The sequence below is a fragment of the Arthrobacter sp. KN11-1C genome, from assembly GCF_052180225.1.
Classification (GTDB): Bacteria; Actinomycetota; Actinomycetes; order Actinomycetales; family Micrococcaceae; genus Arthrobacter.
This window is the reverse complement of record NZ_CP197467.1, coordinates 468,790-488,001: the sequence shown is the minus strand read 5'-3', so window position 1 is coordinate 488,001 and position 19,212 is coordinate 468,790. Positions and strand designations below refer to the sequence as shown.

Sequence of the window (19,212 nt, the reverse complement as noted above, 5' to 3'; positions counted from 1 at the left end):
GCTGACTCTGGCCCGCGCGTGACTCTGTAAAGAAAATCAGTCCGAGCCGTTAGGCGAGGAGACTTCGATAGGGTCCCACGACGCCGTGGCTACAGGTCCCGGAGCGAGGAATCCGCGTCGAGCCGAGCGAGTCTTGCGACGTGGCCGACGGCTCCAAGGCACAAGAACAAGGGCACGCAGAGGAGTGCTCCGAGCACGAGCAGCCAGTTGGGCATGGCCCATGCGGTCACCGGCAGGAGGTCGAGCTGCAGTCCGCTGAACACCGCCGTTCCGACGATCGAGCAAAAGGTTCCCAGGAGCGCTCCCGCCACGCCAATGATGACACCCACCGCTGCCAACTCGACCATGTAGACCCCCGCTATGGAGGCCCCGACCAGCCGATGGCTTTGAGGAGACCAACTTCGCGAGCTCTCTGCTTTATCCAACTGCCACCAACTGACACTCCGACCCCAAGGCAGAAGATAATCTGGAACCCGCCGATCACCCAGTTGACAAGGGCGAGAAGTGCGAAGAGGCCCGACAGGGACCGGATCTGGCCCGCAACGCTGTTCACTGAGTATCCGAGCGCTCGGACTTGGTTCTGCACATTGACCACTTCGTCTGCTGAGTCGACGCGAACATATGCGCGGGGATAGGTCAGCGCTTTTGTATTCGGCCGGGCATTGGCGAGCGTTGACTGGAGCACAGTACTGGATACGTAAGCCGCCTGTGCGCCATCCGTACCCGGCGACGAATTGTCATAGATACCTGAGACGCGGAGAGATATGGAAACAGGTTCCCCATTGCCAGGACCGATTTCCTTCGTGTACACAAAGCTCATTTCCTTGCCGAGCAGCTGGGCATATTTCTGGCCCTGCCCGTGGTCGGGAAGCAGGATCTGGCCTTCCCCAGGGCCGTCCCCGGGGACATCTCCGAGCGGTACCTTCGGAGTGATCCCGCTGATGAATGGCGTACCCATGAATGCGCCGGGGTTGTTCTGAGATGGCCAATTCGCAGGATCCTCGATGGCGAGGTCAATTTGGGCCCAGCCGGAGGATCGCACTACGTGTTCGATTTGGCTGAACCGGGATAGTGATTCGTCAGTGATCTCACGGGCTGAGTCCGGACCTACTGAGGTCACCTCCACATAATTCAGTGCGGAATTGGTGCTGATCTTGTTTGAGTATGAACTTATGCCTGCCCCAACGATGCTCTCGGCGAATATGAACACTGCGATGCCAAGACTCATCAGGACGGCGAGTGGCCTCAATTTCGAGAGGGAAAGACGTACCGACCTCGCAGCAAAGACCCTATTTCTGTTCAAGGAGCAACTCCTTCATAGGAAGCTGACGGTGGGCCACTTGTTGGAAAACTTCGTCGTGGGAAGCGACGAGGAGGCCGCACCCGCTGTTGGCGCCCGTTCGCATGGCGTCCAGGATGGCTTCAGTGTTTGTCGCATCGAGACCCGAACTTGGTTCGTCGGCCAGTAGCAATGACGGTTCGTTGATGAGTGCCCGGCAAAACGCGACTCGTTGTTGCTGCCCACCGGAAAGCCTCTTCGCTTGCCGGTCAGCGACCGCCGCCAGGCCGAAGCGTTCCAGCTGCTCCGTAATCGTTGCTCGCGTCATGGGCTTGCTGCTGGCAAGGAGAACATTTTCCAACGCAGTAAGTTCAGGCAACAGGTTGCTGCTCTGAAACACCATGCCGATTTCGTTCGAGCGGACCCGACTCGCTTCCCGGGACGACGCGTTGGTCCTGTCGTCACCTTTGATCCACACTTTGCCGGCATCGGGGGTCGATAGAAGTCCGGAGATGTTCAGGATCGTAGACTTCCCCGAACCCGACTCGCCTCGCAGCCAGACGATTTCACCAGCCTCGACGTTCAGGCTGATTCTAGAAAGGACCAACTGTCGCGTCCCGCGTTCATCTGAAAAAGACTTGGCGATGTTCTCAAGACGCAGCACCGCTGTCATTTGTTCTCCCCGAAGTCGTAGGCACCCGGGACCGCGATCATTGCGGCCGAAATTGACAAGCTGCATGGTGACGCCTTGTCTGCTTCCAACCGATACAAGGACGGGAATTCTTTGCAGCCCTTCAGAGTCCGGAGTTCCTCGGCCGCTTTGTCGAAGTCGTTTGATCCAAGTCCGGACCGACTTGCGTTCGTCATGGCGGTCAACGCCCGAAAATAGTTCGGGCCCCTTCCTCTGGATGAACCGATGAGCTGCGGGAGAGCGGACTGGACGGCCGGAAACATTGATCTCACTTCTTCGCTGTTTGAGAAGTACATGGAGTTGGAGAGCGCCATGAGAGCTCCGGAGAGTAGGTCTTCAACCCCGGGGTCTGCATCGAACGCCTCCAGTCGCGCCAACCGGGCATTGGGCTCAAGCTGTACCAGGACATCCACCAGCTCGATGTACCCGCTGAGATTTGCGAATGTCACGGTGGCCGGAAGCGCTGCCCTACCCTGCTCGATGATCGAACCGTAGCTCCCCCAGGATGAAGACCCAGAGCGCTTGAGCGCCACAAGCGCCTTGAGCTGGGTGATCTGATCGGTCTCGGGTGCCTTCAGCACCCGTTCCAGCTCGTCTCTGGTTCGCCCACTTGCGACCGCGGGAAAGCTCGTGTCGAGGAGTCTCGCGGCAAGATACGTCGCGTGCACCGAGCCTTTGGCGAGAGTCGATGAACGGATAAGTCCCGTCTTCTGGTCGACCCTGGGTGCAATACGGTCTTTGACAAGTCGCTTCGCCTCAGTCTGTGCGTTCAGCAATTCCAAGGAACGCAGCATTGAGGCGATCAGCGCGTCATCGTGCACCTGGCTTGAATCCAGAAGCCTAACGATATGGTCCCTAGCACCGTTAGGAACGACCAGATCATTTCCAAGGGTTGCTCTCGCTTCAAGGGCGGCTTGAAAGTCAAGAGTTGACTCATAGTCGCCAGGGAGCTTTTTGGAATCCACGTTCTTCAACGCTCGTTCCAATTCGCGGGGTCGCTCCTTTGGCAGAGCCGAATAGGAATCGAAGAGACGCCACAGAAGATAGGGCTTGTTCGTGATCGAGTTGATGTCAATTGCGCCAAGCCGTATGAGCGCTTCTTCCACAAAGGACTTTCCTGCGATCACGGACCAACCTTGCATCCTACCGATGTCGATCCAAAACCAGAGGGCTGCAATTTCCGCGCCTATATCCTGCTGCCTTGGGGGCATCGCGGCATTAGCCAATCTCTTCTCCAATTCGGCAGGCAAAGCTGCGCCGGCAGCCCTAATCAGCTTGAGCGCAGACCAGAGCGTCGGCAGGTCGGCTGTGGACTGCTCACCCAGTGCTTCGCGGACGGTCCGATTGGCGTTGTCCGCCAGCAGATAGGAACCGAGGTCCTCGGAGTACAACGCCGTCGTGTACAGATCTCCACGCTCTTGACCCTCCCCTTCGGGCATCCTTATGAGACCGTTGATTCCCTGGAGCTTCTTCAAGTCAGCTTGTATGGCAGACACTTCGTTGGCCGGCGCGGAGAGACCGGCACTGCAGGCAGTCAGGCAAAGCATGGCCACGATTAGCACCGACACCAGTTTGGCGTTTCGTGTGTGCAGCACCTTTTGACGGCATATACCTAGGCTTCTTGTCATTACTGCAGTGCCGATCTCTTCGTTATACGCGCGCGGAAGCAGTGCGCAAATTGCCGTAGTAGTAAGCGGTGGCGGCCACATCCGCACCTAGGTAGAAGGCCCCCCAACCCATGCAGACTGTGCCGCTCAGATAGGATCCACGAGCACCGTTACTATTGGTCCACTGAAGTGTCGCCGGGTTGCTGGTTCCCGATCCCGATACGTTGACACCCTTGATACTGATGGACCCAACTCCGTACTGGTAGAACGATGTCGTATTACGGATCCAATTGGGTGATACGTTCATCACCGCCGATGAGGAAAAACTCCCACAACCGCCATTTGAAACCGGCTGGATCCACATATTTGCCGTGATCGGCTGCCCGTTGTCGAAGTACGCCGTGCCCGATGCGCTAGTGGCCTGTGCTCCGGACGCGGCCCCAATTGCCATAAGAGCCGTCAGCGCTCCTGCCGCCACTGCCTTCCTTGCATTCCTAACCATTTTCATTCGATTCCCCATTCTCAATTACCGGCCGGTCTTGGAATTCCGACCGCTTTTCTGGTCAGACATGAATATCGAACATGTTCTCCACCCTGAGCCGATTGCACGGAACGAGTCCGGGATCGCGGCTCGCGAGTCCTTCACTTGACGTACGGAGGAGCCCGTTCCCGGCCCCAGATCAGGCGCGCCACGAACATGACCACCGCGAGATCGAACAGCCTTCCCATCGCCGATGCCTAAAGACGACTGACGGATTTGTTTTGGGACGCCTCCGCGTCGACGACGAGAGACATGGTTCCAAGACCGATCGCGCCGATTGTCCAAAGCCATATCGGAAGCGACCCGGGGAAGCCAACGGTCGCCGCTCCCGCGAAAACGCCACTACCCATCCCGCTGATCGCGAACAGACCAGCATCGCGCTTCGGACTTCGCTTTGTCGCGAGCACTAGGACCAGGGCAACCGAGCCAATAGCTAAGGAGGTCCAGGCAAGCGGTGGTGTCTTCGGTTCGTGAAGGAGCCCGACAATAGTGCTGCCAACGACACACGTGAGCACGAACGCAGTGGCCGTTCTGCGGATAGCTGATGAAAAGATCATTTTCGGAACCTTTCTCGGGCCCGGGATCGCAGTAGCGCGGCTGGCGTTGCCGCTCGGACTTCCCGAGCAATCAAGACGCGATCTACCATGAATCCCCCAATCGATCCGATTTGAAATCGAAACTAATAGGGGAAGGCTAAGGGCGAAAAAGCCGTCTCCGTGTAAAAAAGGGGAATCTCAGTGCTGGGAGACCCGAATCTCAGTGTGGAATCGGGCAATCTCCGTGTGGTCGGTGACGCATCTCCGTGTAAATCGAGGGTGAGCACGGAGAGAGATGTCTCCATCGCGCGGCGAGGCCAGATTGGACTTCGTGCCCCAGTCACCCCCTCCCAGCCCACCCAACCCCACCCAACCCCCCCACTTGGTATCCCAAACCCCCTTCCCGCCGAGCACCCCCTTGACTCCCACCCCCTCGTTCCCTAAACTTTTCATAAAGCAGAATCTAAATTCCACAAAGCGGAAACTCACCGAAGCGAACTAGCCCAGGAGAACAAGCCAAGCGGAAGATGGATCCCAAGCCCTCCCCCGGAAGGACACCTACGATGACGTACACAGTGAACTGCTCCATCCTCCTGACGGAGCTGCCCCTGCTCGAGCGCCCCGCAGCCGCGAAGGCTGCCGGCTTTGACGCCGTCGAATTCTGGTGGCCCTTTGAGACTTCCGTCCCGTCGGACGCCCAGGTAACCGAGTTCGAGAACGCCATCAAGGACGCTGGCGTTCAGCTCACCGGCCTGAACTTCAACGCCGGCAACATGCCTGGCGGTGACCGCGGCCTGGTTTCCTGGCCCGCCCGATCCTCCGAGTTCCTGGACAACATCGACGTCGTCGCAGGCATCGGCGAGCGTTTGGGCTGCAAGGCCTTCAACGCCCTCTACGGCAACCGCGTGGACGGCGAATCTGCCGAGAAGCAGGACGCCATCGGTGCCGAGAACCTCGCCAGCGCCGCGGAAGGCGTCGCACGCATCGGCGGCACCGTCCTCCTCGAGCCCGTCAGCGGCGCCCCCAAGTACCCGCTCCTCAAGGCCGCCGACGCCCTCAAGGTGATCGCCCGCGTCAAGGAAGAATCCGACGCCACGAACGTCAAGCTCCTCGCCGACTTCTACCACCTGGCGGTCAACGGGGACGACGTCGCAGCCGTCATCGAAAACCATGCCAAGGACTTCGGCCACATCCAGATCGCCGACAACCCCGGCCGCGGGGCTCCCGGAACCGGCGAGCTTCCCCTAGGCGAATGGATCGCCCGCAGCCGCGAACTCGGCTACGAAGGCTACATCGGCCTCGAATACAAGGAACCGCAGGAAACGGCGTTCAGCTGGGCCATCCGCCAGCGCGCCACCTCCCACTAGCGAACCCGCCCAACTGGGTAGCAGTTGATGTCGTTTAGAGCCCTCAAAACGACATCAACTGCGAGCTAGTTGGGTCCAGCACACCTGAGCTAAAACAAAGACTTCAGTAAGGAAAATCATGAGCAACGTCGCAGTTATCGGACTCGGAATCATGGGCCTCCCCATGGCCATCAACCTGGTCAAGGCCGGCCACGCCGTCACCGGTTTCAACCGCAGCCAGGACAAGATCGACAAGCTCGTCTCTGAGGGCGGCAAGGGTGCCACAAGCATCGCCGACGCCGTCAAGGACGCCGACGTCGTCATCACCATGGTGCCGGACTCCCCTGACGTCGAAGGCGTCGTGAGCGGCCCGGACGGTGTCTTCGCCAACGCGAAGAAGGGCACCCTTTGGATCGACGCGAGCAGCATCCGCCCGGACGTCGCAGCCCGCCTCTCGGCAGACGCCGTCGCGGCCGGCATCCGCCCGCTCGACGCCCCGGTTTCCGGTGGCGAACAGGGCGCCATCGACGCCGTCCTGTCCATCATGGTCGGTGGCGATGCAGCCGACTTCGAAGCAGCACAGGATGTCCTCAACGCCGTCGGCAAGACCATCGTCCACGTCGGCCCCTCCGGCTCCGGCCAGACCGTCAAGGCAGCCAACCAGCTGATCGTTGCCGTCAACATCGAGGTCCTCGGCGAGGCTATCGCCTTCCTTGAGGCCTACGGCGTGGACACGGACGCAGCCCTCAAGGTCCTCGGCGGCGGCCTGGCCGGCTCCAAGGTCCTCGACCAGAAGGGCCAGAAGATGCTCGACCGCAACTTCGACCCCGGCTTCCGCCTGGCCCTCCACCACAAGGACCTCGGCATCGTCACCTCCGCAGCCCGCGAAGCCAACGTCACCATCCCGCTCGGCGCGGTCGTCGCACAGCTAGTGGCCGCCACTGTCAACCAGGGCGACGGCGGACTCGACCACTCCGGCCTCTTCAAGCAGGTCCTCCAGCTCAGCGGCCGCAAGTAAACCGCCCGCCCCAAGGGGCGGAAACAAGCGAAAACCAGCAGCCGGCGTCGGGCACTTCCGACGCCGTCTCCCCCGGACACACCCAAAAATCCGCCCATAGCGGGCACCAAAAGCTTTCAAGGAGCACACCATGACGAAGATGCGCACTGTAGACGCAGCCGTCGCCATCTTGGCAAAGGAAGGCGCCATCGAGGCGTTCGGCCTGCCAGGCGCGGCAATCAACCCCTTCTATTCCGCGATGCGGGCACACGGCGGCATCCGCCACACCCTGGCCCGCCACGTTGAAGGCGCCAGCCACATGGCTGACGGCTACTCCCGTGCAGCGGACGGAAACATCGGTATCTGCATCGGCACCTCGGGCCCTGCAGGAACGGACATGATCACCGGCCTGTACGCAGCCTGGGCGGATTCCATCCCCATGCTCTGCATCACCGGCCAGGCCCCGGTTGCCAAGCTGCACAAGGAAGACTTCCAGGCCGTGGACATCGAGTCCATCGCCAAGCCGGTCACCAAGATGGCCATGACCATCCTGGAACCGGGCCAGGTTCCGGGCGCCTTCCAGAAAGCTTTCCAGCTGATGCGCTCCGGCCGTCCCGGACCGGTCCTGCTGGACCTGCCGTTCGACGTCCAGATGGCCGAGATCGAGTTCGACATCGACGCCTACGAGCCCATCGCCGTCGAAAAGCCCAAGGCCAGCCGCAAGCAGCTGGAAAAGGCACTGGACATGCTCACCGCGGCCGAACGCCCGCTGATCGTCGCCGGTGGCGGCATCATCAACGCCGGCGCCTCCGCGCAGCTGGTTGAACTGGCCGAACTGCTGAACGTTCCGGTCATCCCCACCCTGATGGGCTGGGGCACCATCCCGGACGACCACGAGCTGATGGCCGGCATGGTCGGTCTCCAAACGAGCCACCGCTACGGCAACGAGACCATGCTGGCCTCGGACTTCGTGATCGGCATCGGCAACCGCTGGGCCAACCGCCACACCGGCGGCCTGGACACGTACACGGCCGGCCGCAAGTTCGTGCACATCGACATCGAGCCCACGCAGATCGGCCGCGTGTTCTCGCCGGACTTCGGCATCGCGTCCGACGCCGGTGCGGCGCTGGATGGGCTGATCGAGCTGGCCCGCGAGCGCCAGGCAGCAAAGTCCCTGCCGGACTACTCCGCCTGGGTCGCCGAGTGCACCGCCCGCAAGGGTTCGCTGCAGCGCAAGACCCACTTCGAAAACGTGCCGATCAAGCCGCAGCGCGTGTACGAAGAGATGAACAAGGCGTTCGGCAAGGACACCACCTACGTATCCACCATCGGCCTCTCGCAGATCGCCGGCGCACAGCTGCTGCACGTCTTCGGCCCGCGCAAGTGGATCAACGCCGGCCAGGCAGGCCCGCTGGGCTGGACCGCCCCGGCCGCCCTCGGCGTCGTTCGCGGCAAGCCGGACGAGACCGTTGTTGCCCTGTCCGGTGACTACGACTTCCAGTTCATGATCGAAGAGCTGGCCGTCGGCGCACAGTTCAACCTGCCGTACATCCACGTGGTGGTGAACAACTCGTACCTGGGCCTGATCCGCCAGTCGCAGCGCGGCTTCAACATGGAACAGAACGTGTCCCTGGCCTTCGAGAACATCAACAGCCCGGAAACCAACGGCTACGGCGTGGACCACGTCAAGGTCACCGAGGGCCTCGGCTGCAAGGCCATCCGCGTGGAGAACCCGTCCGACCTGCCCGCCGCGTTCGACAAGGCCAAGGCACTCATGGACGAGTTCAAGGTTCCCGTGGTGGTCGAAGTGATCCTGGAGAAGATCACCAACATCTCCATGGGTGTTGAAATCAACGGCGTGAACGAGTTCGAAGAGCTGGCCGAGCGCGGCGAAGACGCACCCACTGCGATCATCGCCCTGCTGGACTAGTAAGTACTGAAGGAGGTACGGAATGCGTGTGGTCATAGCCCCGGACAAGTTCAAGGGATCGCTGACAGCTCCCGAGGTCGCCAGCCGCTTGAGCGCCGGACTGCGGGCAGGCTTTGCCGCTGGCCGCGCAGCAGCAAGTCTGCCAGCCGAGGGCTTTGAAACCACGCTCATTCCAGTGGCCGACGGCGGCGAGGGGACTCTCGACGCCGCCGTCGGCTCCGGCTTCACCCGCCGCAGCGCCACGGTCACCGGACCCACGGGCCAGCCGATCACGGCAGAATTCGCCGTCCGCGGCGAGGAAGCCGTCATCGAAATGGCGGCGGCCTCCGGACTCGCGGTGCTGCCGGGCTTCGGCGACGGCAGCGCTCCGAACTCCGAAACGGCCAAGAGCGCCACAAGCCTGGGCACCGGCGAACTCATCCGCGCCGCCCTGGACCTCGGCTGCCGGCACATCATCCTCGGCGTCGGCGGCAGTGCCAACACCGACGGCGGCGCCGGCGTCCTGCAGGGCCTCGGCGCGGTCCTCCTCGACGCCGACGGCAACGAACTCCCCGGCGGCGGCGCGGCCCTGGCCCGCCTGGACCGGATCGACTTCTCTAACCTCGACGTCCGCTTGGAGGTCACCGAGTTCGTCCTGGCGTCCGACGTCGACAATCCCCTATTGGGCCGGACCGGCGCCGCCGCGATCTTCGGACCGCAGAAGGGCGCGACGCCGGACGACGTCGCCTCGCTCGACGCGGCCCTGGCCCACTTCGTCCAGGTCCTCGCCGACGAAATTGGCTCCGAAGCCCAGGACGCCGCACAGGCTCCGGGCGCTGGCGCGGCAGGCGGCGTCGGCTACATCGCCATCGCGGCGCTGGGCGCGGCACGCAGGCCGGGCATCGACGTCGTCCTCGAATTCACTGAACTCGAGCAGCGGCTGGCGGGCGCGGACCTGGTGATCACCGGCGAAGGCAGCCTCGACGAACAGAGCCTGCTCGGCAAAACGCCCATGGGCGTGGCACGGGCGGCAGCGCGTTCCGGGATCCCTGTGATTGCCGTCTGCGGCCGCAGTACGCTGAGCCCGGAACAACTTTCGGAGTCCGGTTTCGAGTCGGTCCACGCATTGACCGAGCTCGAATCCAATGTAGAGAAATGCATAGCTGAAGCAGGCCCGCTGCTTGAAGAATTAGGTAAGCACATCGGCGCGCGCCTCTCTGAAAAAGCGGTACCCACCCATGACGCAGCGCGAACCGAGACCAAGGAGCAACTCCATGTCTGAAGAAACCATCACAGCACACGGCCCGTTTGACCTGGTCATCCGCGGCCAGCGCATCCTCACCACGGCCGGCATCACCGCCCGCGAAGTCGGCGTCCGCAACGGCGTGATCGTCGCGATCGAACCCTTGGGCAACAGCCTCACGGGCACCGAAGTCATCGAGCTCGGCGACGACGAAACCCTCATCCCGGGCCTCGTGGACACCCACGTGCACGTCAACGAGCCCGGCCGCACCGAGTGGGAAGGCTTCGCCTCCGCCACCCGTGCTGCGGCCGCCGGCGGCGTCACCACCATCATCGACATGCCGCTGAACTCCATCCCGCCCACCACCAACGTTGAAGGCCTCAAGCTCAAGCGCGAAGTGGCCGAGGACCAAGCGTTCGTGGACGTCGGATTCTGGGGCGGCGCCATCCCGGGCAACAAGAAGGATCTCCGCCCGCTGCATGACGAGGGCGTCTTCGGCTTCAAATGCTTCCTCCTCCACTCCGGCGTGGACGAGTTCCCGCACCTGGACGCGGACGAGATGGAAGAGGACATGGCCGAGCTCAAGTCCTTCGACTCCCTCATGATCGTGCACGCCGAGGACTCCCACGCGATCGACCACGCACCCCACCCCGGCGGCGCGCACTACTCCACCTTCCTTGCTTCCCGTCCGCGCGGCGCCGAGAACAAGGCCATCGCCGAGGTCATCGAACGGGCCCGCTGGACCGGCGCCCGCGCGCACATCCTGCACCTCTCGTCGTCGGACGCGCTGCCCATGATCGCTTCGGCAAAGCGCGACGGCGTCCACCTCACCGTGGAGACCTGCCCGCACTACCTCACGCTCATGGCCGAGGAAATCCCCGACGGCGCCACCGCGTACAAGTGCTGCCCGCCCATCCGCGAGGCCTCCAACCGCGAGTTGCTCTGGCAGGGCCTGCAGGACGGCACCATCGACTGCATCGTCTCCGACCACTCCCCCTCGACGCTTGACCTCAAGGACCTGGAAAACGGCGACTTCGCCGTGGCCTGGGGCGGCGTCTCCTCCTTGCAGCTGGGGATCTCGCTGATCTGGACCGAAGCGCGGCACCGCGGCATCTCCCTGGAGCAAGTGGTGTCCTGGATGTCCGAGAAGCCCGCAGCCTTGGCCCGCCTGCACAACAAGGGCCAGCTGGCTCTCGGCTACGACGCCGACTTCTCGATCTTCGCGCCGGATGACGCGTTTGTCGTCGACGTCAAGAAGCTCAAGCACAAGAACCCGATCACGCCGTACGACGGCAAGGCGCTCTCCGGCGTCGTACGCAAAACGTACCTGCGCGGCAGCGAGATCGACGGCCGGACGCCCAGCGGCAAGCTGATTCGCCGCGGCGGCGTGTAAGGCCAAGCCATGGCCGTCAACGTCCATGCCCCGTACGGGCAACTGCCGCCTCGTGGCTTCGTCCCTTCGCGGCACCAGCCTGCCCCCCGGCCTAGTCTGGTCCAATCCGGCGCGCCTCGGCCTGGGCTGGTTCGGCCCGGGATGCACCCGCGCGGCCTCGCCGTGTGGGTACAGCCCGGCGAAGGCCGCGAGATCGATCCCGAGGTTTGGGCCCGGGCCGCTGAAGCGGTCCTGGCCCGGGCCCGCAAACTTGCTCCGGGGGCGGAAGTCCTCCTTTGGCCCGCCGCCGGAGCTGCAACGTCCGGGGATTCATCCGGCGCGTCCGCGCCTTCCGCTTCGGAGGCGTCTTCCGGTTCGGAGGCGTCCGACGCCGGAAGTCGCCCGGCCGCTGTCCCATCGCCTGTCGCACTGGCCGGCCGACGCAGCACCGTGGCAGTGGACCTGGCCGCGAACACCGTCCTCCTCGACGGTGTTCCTGTCAGCTTCACCGCAATGGAGCACAGCCTCCTCCGCTACCTCGTGGAAAACCTGTCCCGGCCCATCCCACGTGAAGAATTGCAACGCTTTTTGGAGTCACTTGACTGTCCCGGCGCGGCATTTCGGTCCATCGACGTGTATGTTGGACGCGTCCGGCGCAAGCTGGGCTCAGCCCGCCATGTCATCGCCACAGTTCGTGGAGGCGGCTACCAATTCGTGCCCGGACCAGGCTCCACAGTCCGCGGACCCGCGGAATACTGCATCTAGGCAGCCCGTTACACCTATAGATTGATCGCCGGCCACGGCGGTTGCCCGACAAGTCAAGGATCGCAACATGACCCAGAAACTCCTCGCCGGAACCCAGGCCCCCGATTTCGCGCTGCTCAACTCCGAGGGCCAGAAGGTCTCCCTGTCGGATTACCGCGGACGCAACGTCATCGTGTACTTCTACCCGGAAGCGGCCACCCCCGGCTGCACCACCGAGGCCTGCGACTTCCGCGACAGCCTCTCCAGCCTGCAGTCCTCCGGCTACGAAGTCCTGGGCATCTCCCCCGACGCCCCGGAAAAGATCGCACACTTCGCCGGCGACTACTCGCTGACCTTCCCGCTCCTTTCCGACGAAGACCACGCCGTAGCCCTCGCCTACGGTGCCTGGGGCGAGAAGCTCGTGAACGGCGAAGTGGTCGACGGCCTGGTCCGCTCCACCGTCGTGCTCGACGGCGAAGGCAAGGTCAAGCTGACCCAGTACCAAGTCAAGGCCCAGGGCCACGTGGCAGCGCTGAAAGCCGAACTCGGCCTCTAACGCCCGCTCACAAACAACGCCCTCCGCGCCGACGCCCGCTCACAAACAAGGCCCTCCCGCGTGACGCTCGCTCACAAACAAGGCCAAATAGAAGAATCCTCCTGCAGATCATGATCCGCAGGAGGATTCCTCTATTTCGGAAGTGAGCGAGCGTTTGGGAAATGGCGCACATAAGTGAGCGAGCGTCCGGGTTAGTTACTCCCGGCGGTGTTCCAGGACTCTTCGGACACGGGGATCCACCACTCGCGGGCTTTGCCTTCACCGATGTATTCGGGCCAACGGAAATCCGTCGGCGCGCTGAAATCGGCAGGAAGCAGCGGTGCCACGGCACCGCGGCGGCGCTTCTCGGCGTCGAACTCTGCCTTTGCGTCCGCCAGCACGTCCGGAGAAGTCAGTAGATCCAGCACCATGCCCGCGATCATCTTGCCCGTCGAAGTAATGGTCGGGTCAATCGTCTCCGGTATTCCACCCATCGCGGTCATGGCCCAGCCCGGGTATGCAGTGCCCCTTTCGTCCGGCGCCAATGTCGGCCGCGCGGTGTAGAAGCGGATGGTGGGCGCGTACCAGGTCATTTCGACGTAGTCATCGCTGGTCCAGTTCTGCTGGGTTGCCGGGATGTGCCGGCGCAGCTCTGCTTCGGCGTCCTGCGGGGTGATGAGCTCGGCCGTTGCCGGATGGAACGGATTTTCCATGGGTTCCACTCCGCACGAGGCTTGGATTTCGCGTCCAATCTCGCGGGCGCGCTCATCCAAAACCGGCGCGCCAACAGCGGCGATGTTCTCCCAGGCAACCTGAGCGACGTTGTGGTTGGCGATGCCCGGACGGTTGCGGGCCACCCAGCGGGAACTAACACTGCAGTGCGATGCGGCCGCGGCGAGTTCCGCGTTGCGATCAAGCACCGCCAGGACGGAGTCGGCCTCGGCGAGGCTCGGGCAGCGCCAGGAGTACTGGATCTGGGCCAGCCCTGCAGGCTGGTTGTCCGCCGTCGCCTGCCCGGCGGTGAGGATCGCTTCCGACAGCGACCACCCGCCCGCTTGCGGCAGCATCGAATCCTGGGTGGTCTTGGTCAGCGAGAACATCGTGAACAGCGCGGCGTCCGCTCCGGGAGCCCGGGCTGCGGAGTGCGACGACGGGATGGGACTGTCGCCGTAAGTGTTGTTCCAGCCCTCCGGGCTGTCGCACGTGAAGGTGTAGATCTTGCTGTAGTACGAACCGCAGTGGGTGTCCCAACGCGCGGTGTTGCACAAAGGCATCATGTAGAAAGGGTGGTACGAGATGATGGCATCGAGATTGTCGTAGTAGCCCCGCAGGCCGTGAACAACCTTGGATCCCTGGACCTTTTCGGCCGGCTCGCCCGTGTAGACCAAAGTGCCCGGAATGTCGTGCCGCTCCATTGCATCTTTCGCCGCGAGGAAGCCCGCGAGCGTCGAAATGCCGAGAGCGGAATGAGGATCCGTGTGGCCCGGAGCGAAGCGCGACATGCCGGTTCGAGGCTCCCGCTTGGTTGATGCAGCTTGGCAGTTCCCCGGGATGGCATCGTATTCGGCGTAGCCGAGGATCCGCGCGCCCGAACCGGCGGGACTTGTCCACTCGGCGGCGAACGCAGTGGGCATGCCCCCGCTGCCTTCCTCCACGGTGAAGCCATGTTCCCGAAGCGTTCTCACGTACCAGGCGCAGGATTCGTACTCTCGCCAGGCTGGCTCGGCCAGTTCCCAAATATTCGTGTGCCAGGTGGAAAGCTGCTCCTTCTGGTGCTCCACCCAGTCCCATGCCGTGGCCTTCAACCCGGCGTTCTTGATCGTCGCGCTCATCCTTTTCCTTCCTAAAGTCATAGAGGGTGTGAAACTGTTCCGCCCCGGGCGCTCAGCCCAGTGACCCTCGCTCACATATGGGCGCTTTCCACCAGACGCTCGCTCACTTGCCTAAAGAAAGTGAGCGAGCGTCGGCACAAAAGCCGTCATAAGTGAGCGAGCGTCGCAAGGGGGTGTGGGCGTCGGGGCGGCTACTCGATGCTCACGTGGATCAGGCTGGGGCCCTTGACGGCGAGCGCCTTGGTCACAATCCCGGCGAGCTCGTCGAGGGAATCCACATTGAACGCCGTCAGACCGAAGCCTTCGGCCAGGCGCACCCAGTCCGGTTGCGTCAGGTTCACGCCGACCGGGGCCAGGTCCCGGTCCTCCATGTTTTGCCGGATTTCGCCGTAGCCGCCGTTGTTGATGCAAATGATGGGCAGGTCCACGCCCTGCTCGACGGCGGTGATGAATTCCTGGACCGCGAACATGAGCGCGCCGTCGCCGATCAGCCCCACTACCTGACGATCGGGGTCGGCGACCTTCGCGCCAATAGCGGCCGGCAGTCCATAACCCAGCGTCGCGTACGCGGGCGTGTACAAAAGCTGATGCGGCTTCTGCACGGGGAAGAAGGACGTGGTCCCGAAATAGGTGATCTGCGAGGAATCACCCGCAATAACGGTGTCTGCCGGCAGCGTGGCCGCGAGGATCTCGTTGATTTGTGCCAGCACAGGCGCCATGAAGCGGGCTTCCGTCCGCAGTTCGGCGCGCAAAGGGTCCAGTTCCGGAGCGGAGGCCGGCTCATGTCCGGCGAGCTCCGCGAGCAGTTGGCGCACGACGGCGGACGCGTTGCCGAGGAGCTCGATGTCCGGGGCAACGTTGCACTGAAGTTGGGACGGATCGATGTCAATCCGGATGCAACTCCCCTGCGGCATGATCTTGCCGCCCCACAGCTCCGATTCGCCCACTTTGGAGCCGATCACCAGCAGCGCGTCGGAAGCGTTGCACAGGTCCTGCGCCGCTGCGAGCCGGATTTCCGAGCCCAATGACAACGGATGGGCTTCCGGGATGGCGCCCTTGCCATTGATCGTGGTCACCACGGGGGCTTGCAGGAGTTCTGCAAGTTCGAGCAGCGCGCCGCCGGTTCCCAGCGAGCCGCCCCCGGCCAGGATCACCGGGTTGGACGCCTGGCGGAGGATGTCCGCGGCGGTGGCGACGGCGTCGTCGGCTGCTGCTTTCGGCGCCCCCAAGGGTCGGGCCTCCAGGGCGGAAGGCTCGACGTCGGACGCCCCCTCAAGCACGTCCAGCGGGATCTCGATGTGGACCGGACGCGGCCGCCCGTGCGCGAAGAAGGCGAAGGCCTCGTGGATCAGCTCCACGGCCTCGCTGCCGTTGGCTACCCGCGTGCTCCGTCCGATCAAGGCCCGGACCGCACCGGTGGGGTCCTTGGTCTCGTGCAGCAGCCCGATGTCCGAAAACTCGCTGCCCCGTGGCGCGCCCGGAGAAAGGATGATCATGGGCCGGGACTCGCAATAGGAGGTGGCCGCAGCGGACATCGCGTTCAGCAGTCCGGGCCCGGAGGTGGTGATCACGACGCCGGGAAGCCCCTTGAGCTGGCTCCAACCGTCGGAGCCGTACCCGGCTCCTTGTTCGTGCCGGGTGGTGACCGGGCGGATGCCAAGCGGCTCAAGGTGCCGGTAGAACTCAAGGTTGTGCGTGCCGGGAATCCCGAAGATCGCGTCGATCCCGTAGTTCCGCAGCGTGGTCATGACGGCGAGGCCGACGTTGTTGGTGGGGATGGAACTGGTCAAGGTTGAGTCCTTAAATCGTGGCCTAGAGAACTTTGGAGAGGAACGCCTTTGTTCGCTCGTGTTGGGGACGGGAGATGATCTCGTTGGGATCGCCGGCTTCGACAATGACACCGCCGTCCATGAACGCCACGACGTCCGCCACCTCGCGGGCAAAGCCCATTTCGTGGGTCACGACGATCATGGTCATGCCATCGCGGGCCAGGGCTTTCATGACGTCCAGGACTTCGCCCACGAGTTCGGGGTCGAGCGCGGAGGTGGGCTCGTCGAAGAGCATCAGGTCGGGCTTCATGGACAATGCCCGGGCAATGGCGACGCGCTGCTGCTGGCCGCCGGAGAGCTGGGCCGGATAGTGGCCCGTGCGGTCGGCGAGGCCCACCTTCGCCAGGAGTTCGCGGGCTTCGACCTCGGCCTGCGCCTTGGGTAGCTTGAGGAGTTTGACGGGGCCCATCATCACGTTTTCGAGGGCTGTCATGTGGCCGAAGAGGTTGAAGGACTGGAACACCATGCCGATCCGGGACCGGCGCTTGTTGATGTCCTTTTGGTGGGCTTCGATGAGCCTGTCGCCGTGGACTTCATAGCCGATCATGCGCCCACCGACCAGGATGGTTCCGGAGCTGGTGGTTTCGAGGTGGTTGACGCAGCGGAGCAGCGTGGACTTGCCCGATCCGGAGGGGCCGATCAGGCACGCCACTTGTCCGGATTCGACGGTGAAGTTGATGCCTTTGAGGACCTCCATGCCGGAGAAATCCTTGTGCACATTAAGGAACTGGACTTCAGACATTGCCGCTACGCCTTTCGTGCCTGGATGGTGTTGCCGCGGGAGTACCGCTTCTCAATGCGGGCCTGGACGAGCGAGAGGATGGTGGTGAGCAGGATGTACCAGAGGCTTGCAACGATCAGGAGAGGGATCTGCTGGAGGTTGCGGGCGTAGATCTGCTGGGTGTTGTAGAGCAAATCCCCGACGCCGATCACGATCACCAAGGAGGTGGTCTTGAGCATGGAGATCGTCTCGTTGCCTACCGGCGGAAGGATGATCTTCATGGCCTGCGGGATGACCACGTGGCGCAGGGTTTCCATCCGGCTGAAGCCCATGGCGTGGGAGGCTTCGGATTGTCCGGCGGGAACACCCATCAGGCCTGCACGAACGATTTCGGCCATGTAGGCGCCTTCGTTCAGGCCAAGGCCCAGGATGCCGGCGACGAACAGCGGCAGGACGTCGTTGGTGTTCCATTCCACCAACATGGGACCGCCGGGGATTCCGATGCCGATGGTCGGGAACAGCACCGCGGCGAACCCCCAGAAGAGCATCTGCACAAGGAGCGGTGTGCCACGGAAGAACCAGATGTAGGCGCCGGCTACGCCGCGGAGGAGCACGTTGTCGGACATCCGCATGACCGCGATCACCAGGCCGATCACGAGTCCCAGGACCATGGCAATGACCGTCAGCTCGATCGTGGTCAGGAGGCCGTCGAGGATGCGGACGTCGAACAGGTACTTGGCCACGGTGGGCCAGCCGAAGCCGGGGTTGGTGACGATGACGTACGCGCCCATCAGTGCGAACAGTCCCACCACCACCATGGCGATCAGTTGTCCAGGCCGTTTGCGCTTGAGCACGGGCCGCGATGCCAAATCCACGAAGTCAGGCCGTGCCTCGGCGATGATCGGCAGCTCAGACACGGTCATGACCCCACCGTCGGATTGACCTCGGACTTGGTGATGATGCCGGACTTGAGGTTCCAGGCATCCATGATCTTGGCGTAGGTGCCGTCGTCCATGAGCGACTGGACCGCAGCCTGGAATGCCTTGGACAGGCCGCCGTCGTCCTTGGGGCTCACGACGCCGGACAGGGACGGCTCCACGAGGATGGAGTCCACGGAGGTGAAGGCGTCAGGCTGCAGCTGGGCGTAGTACCCGGTCAGCGCGTTGTCCGCCACGAGTGCCTGGGCGCGGCCCGATGCCACGGCTTGGTTGACGTTGTCTTGCTGGGGCAGCAGGAGGGAAACGGGCTTGTCCTTGCCGGCGTCGGCACACTTCTTGTCAAAGGCCGGAAGCACGTTCAGGGCCTGGGTTGTCCCGGTCTGGGCAGCAACGGTCTTGCCGCAGAGGTCCAGCTCGGACTTGATGCCCAATGGATTGCCCTTTTTGACCATGACGGACGTTCCTCCGCGCATGTAGCTGACCATGTTGACCTTGTCCTTGCGTTCCTCTGTGATGGAAAACGCAGCCCAGGAGGCGTCGTAGCGCCGGGCTTCGATACCGGCCAGGATGCCGTTGAAGTCGGCCTTTTCGATGTTGATGGTGACGCCCATCTTCTTCGCGACGGCCAAGGCCATGTCCGGTTCAAGTCCGACGATCTTGCCCTGGTCATCGGTGAAGTCGATCGGGGCGTAGGTGGGGTCCGTGACGAGGGTCAGCGAGCCCTTGCTCTTGACAGTGGCCGGAAGGAGCGCCTGAACTTTGGAATCTATTTGCACGGCCTTCGCGATTTCCTGGCCGCTCTGGCTGCTTTGGCCGCTCGCCGCTGCGTTGCCGGATACAGTAGCGGCCGCACCTTCGGTGTTGGAGCACGCCGTTGTCAACGCCAGGAAACCAATGGCTGCCGCTGCAACGAGCGAGCTTTTCACGCCTTTGCGCATCATTTGTGAATCTCCGGTTCGAGTCGGGTTGAAATAACAATATGTTCAACTTATTGTGAGATCAGTAACAACGCGTGTCAAGGGACCATGGCAACATCGTGGAGAGATGACTACGGGCACCCACAAGGCGCCCCAACTGGACCAGCGCGACCAG

Annotated in this window: 16 protein-coding genes and 1 pseudogene; 8 read left to right on the top strand and 9 right to left on the bottom strand. The window is 63.1% G+C overall.

Annotated features, from left to right (window positions below):
* Positions 1 to 89 precede the first annotated feature (89 nt).
* The 4 genes and pseudogenes from ACSBOX_RS02375 to ACSBOX_RS02360 all read right to left on the bottom strand — a co-directional run bounded on the left by ACSBOX_RS02375 (position 90) and on the right by ACSBOX_RS02360 (position 3,445).
* Positions 90 to 347 carry a hypothetical protein gene (locus tag ACSBOX_RS02375; protein ID WP_442544626.1) on the bottom strand — a complete coding sequence of 86 codons (258 nt, stop codon included), beginning with the start codon at positions 345 to 347 and terminating at the stop codon, positions 90 to 92.
* A gap of 11 nt (positions 348 to 358) precedes the next feature.
* A complete protein-coding gene (locus ACSBOX_RS02370) occupies positions 359 to 1,303 on the bottom strand; it encodes an ABC transporter permease (protein ID WP_442544625.1) in 945 nt (314 codons plus the stop codon).
* Between the two features lie 205 nt (positions 1,304 to 1,508).
* Positions 1,509 to 1,952 (bottom strand): annotated as a pseudogene (locus ACSBOX_RS02365) (ABC transporter ATP-binding protein); the annotation flags it as partial.
* Positions 1,949 to 3,445: a hypothetical protein gene (locus ACSBOX_RS02360; protein ID WP_442544624.1), complete on the bottom strand. Its 1,497-nt coding sequence runs from the start codon at positions 3,443 to 3,445 to the stop codon at positions 1,949 to 1,951. The gene ACSBOX_RS02360 and the pseudogene ACSBOX_RS02365, both read right to left, overlap by 4 nt.
* Positions 3,446 to 3,867: 422 nt before the next feature.
* On the opposite strand from ACSBOX_RS02360, the gene ACSBOX_RS02355 reads away from it, so the two are divergent.
* The 8 genes from ACSBOX_RS02355 (at position 3,868) to bcp (ending at position 12,821) form a co-directional block, all read left to right on the top strand.
* On the top strand, positions 3,868 to 4,227 hold the full coding sequence (locus ACSBOX_RS02355; protein ID WP_442544623.1) for a hypothetical protein: 360 nt from the start codon (positions 3,868 to 3,870) through the stop codon (positions 4,225 to 4,227).
* Positions 4,228 to 5,217: 990 nt separating this feature from the next.
* Positions 5,218 to 6,021 carry a hydroxypyruvate isomerase family protein gene (locus ACSBOX_RS02350; protein WP_442544622.1) on the top strand — a complete coding sequence of 268 codons (804 nt, stop codon included), beginning with the start codon at positions 5,218 to 5,220 and terminating at the stop codon, positions 6,019 to 6,021.
* A 118-nt stretch (positions 6,022 to 6,139) separates the two neighbouring features.
* Positions 6,140 to 7,018 carry a 2-hydroxy-3-oxopropionate reductase gene (locus ACSBOX_RS02345; protein ID WP_442544621.1) on the top strand — a complete coding sequence of 293 codons (879 nt, stop codon included), beginning with the start codon at positions 6,140 to 6,142 and terminating at the stop codon, positions 7,016 to 7,018.
* A 130-nt stretch (positions 7,019 to 7,148) separates the two neighbouring features.
* Complete coding sequence (gcl, locus tag ACSBOX_RS02340; RefSeq protein ID WP_442544620.1) at positions 7,149 to 8,927, top strand: glyoxylate carboligase; 1,779 nt, start codon at positions 7,149 to 7,151, stop codon at positions 8,925 to 8,927.
* A 22-nt stretch (positions 8,928 to 8,949) separates the two neighbouring features.
* Positions 8,950 to 10,188, top strand: coding sequence for a glycerate kinase (locus ACSBOX_RS02335; protein ID WP_442544619.1), 1,239 nt, complete (start codon positions 8,950 to 8,952; stop codon positions 10,186 to 10,188).
* The gene (gene allB / locus ACSBOX_RS02330) at positions 10,181 to 11,542 is read left to right on the top strand and encodes an allantoinase AllB (protein ID WP_442544618.1); all 1,362 of its coding nucleotides are present in this window, start codon (positions 10,181 to 10,183) and stop codon (positions 11,540 to 11,542) included. The genes ACSBOX_RS02335 and allB overlap by 8 nt, the downstream gene beginning before the upstream one ends.
* A 9-nt stretch (positions 11,543 to 11,551) precedes the next feature.
* Complete coding sequence (locus tag ACSBOX_RS02325; RefSeq protein WP_442544617.1) at positions 11,552 to 12,286, top strand: winged helix-turn-helix domain-containing protein; 735 nt, start codon at positions 11,552 to 11,554, stop codon at positions 12,284 to 12,286.
* Between the two features lie 67 nt (positions 12,287 to 12,353).
* Positions 12,354 to 12,821 (top strand): thioredoxin-dependent thiol peroxidase, encoded by a 468-nt coding sequence (gene bcp / locus ACSBOX_RS02320; RefSeq protein ID WP_078107485.1) that lies wholly within the window; start codon positions 12,354 to 12,356, stop codon positions 12,819 to 12,821.
* 191 nt (positions 12,822 to 13,012) lie between these two features.
* On the opposite strand, the gene ACSBOX_RS02315 is transcribed toward bcp, so the two are convergent.
* The 5 genes from ACSBOX_RS02315 to ACSBOX_RS02295 all read right to left on the bottom strand — a co-directional run bounded on the left by ACSBOX_RS02315 (position 13,013) and on the right by ACSBOX_RS02295 (position 19,046).
* On the bottom strand, positions 13,013 to 14,632 hold the full coding sequence (locus tag ACSBOX_RS02315) for an amidohydrolase (RefSeq protein WP_442544616.1): 1,620 nt from the start codon (positions 14,630 to 14,632) through the stop codon (positions 13,013 to 13,015).
* Between the two features lie 191 nt (positions 14,633 to 14,823).
* On the bottom strand, positions 14,824 to 16,422 hold the full coding sequence (locus tag ACSBOX_RS02310; protein ID WP_442544615.1) for a thiamine pyrophosphate-binding protein: 1,599 nt from the start codon (positions 16,420 to 16,422) through the stop codon (positions 14,824 to 14,826).
* A 22-nt stretch (positions 16,423 to 16,444) separates the two neighbouring features.
* Positions 16,445 to 17,203 (bottom strand): amino acid ABC transporter ATP-binding protein, encoded by a 759-nt coding sequence (locus ACSBOX_RS02305; protein WP_442544614.1) that lies wholly within the window; start codon positions 17,201 to 17,203, stop codon positions 16,445 to 16,447.
* 5 nt (positions 17,204 to 17,208) lie between these two features.
* Complete coding sequence (locus tag ACSBOX_RS02300; protein WP_442544613.1) at positions 17,209 to 18,105, bottom strand: amino acid ABC transporter permease; 897 nt, start codon at positions 18,103 to 18,105, stop codon at positions 17,209 to 17,211.
* The gene (locus tag ACSBOX_RS02295) at positions 18,102 to 19,046 is read right to left on the bottom strand and encodes an ABC transporter substrate-binding protein (RefSeq protein WP_442544612.1); all 945 of its coding nucleotides are present in this window, start codon (positions 19,044 to 19,046) and stop codon (positions 18,102 to 18,104) included. Before ACSBOX_RS02295 ends, ACSBOX_RS02300 begins: the two co-directional genes overlap by 4 nt.
* Between the last annotated feature and the right edge of the window lie 166 nt (positions 19,047 to 19,212).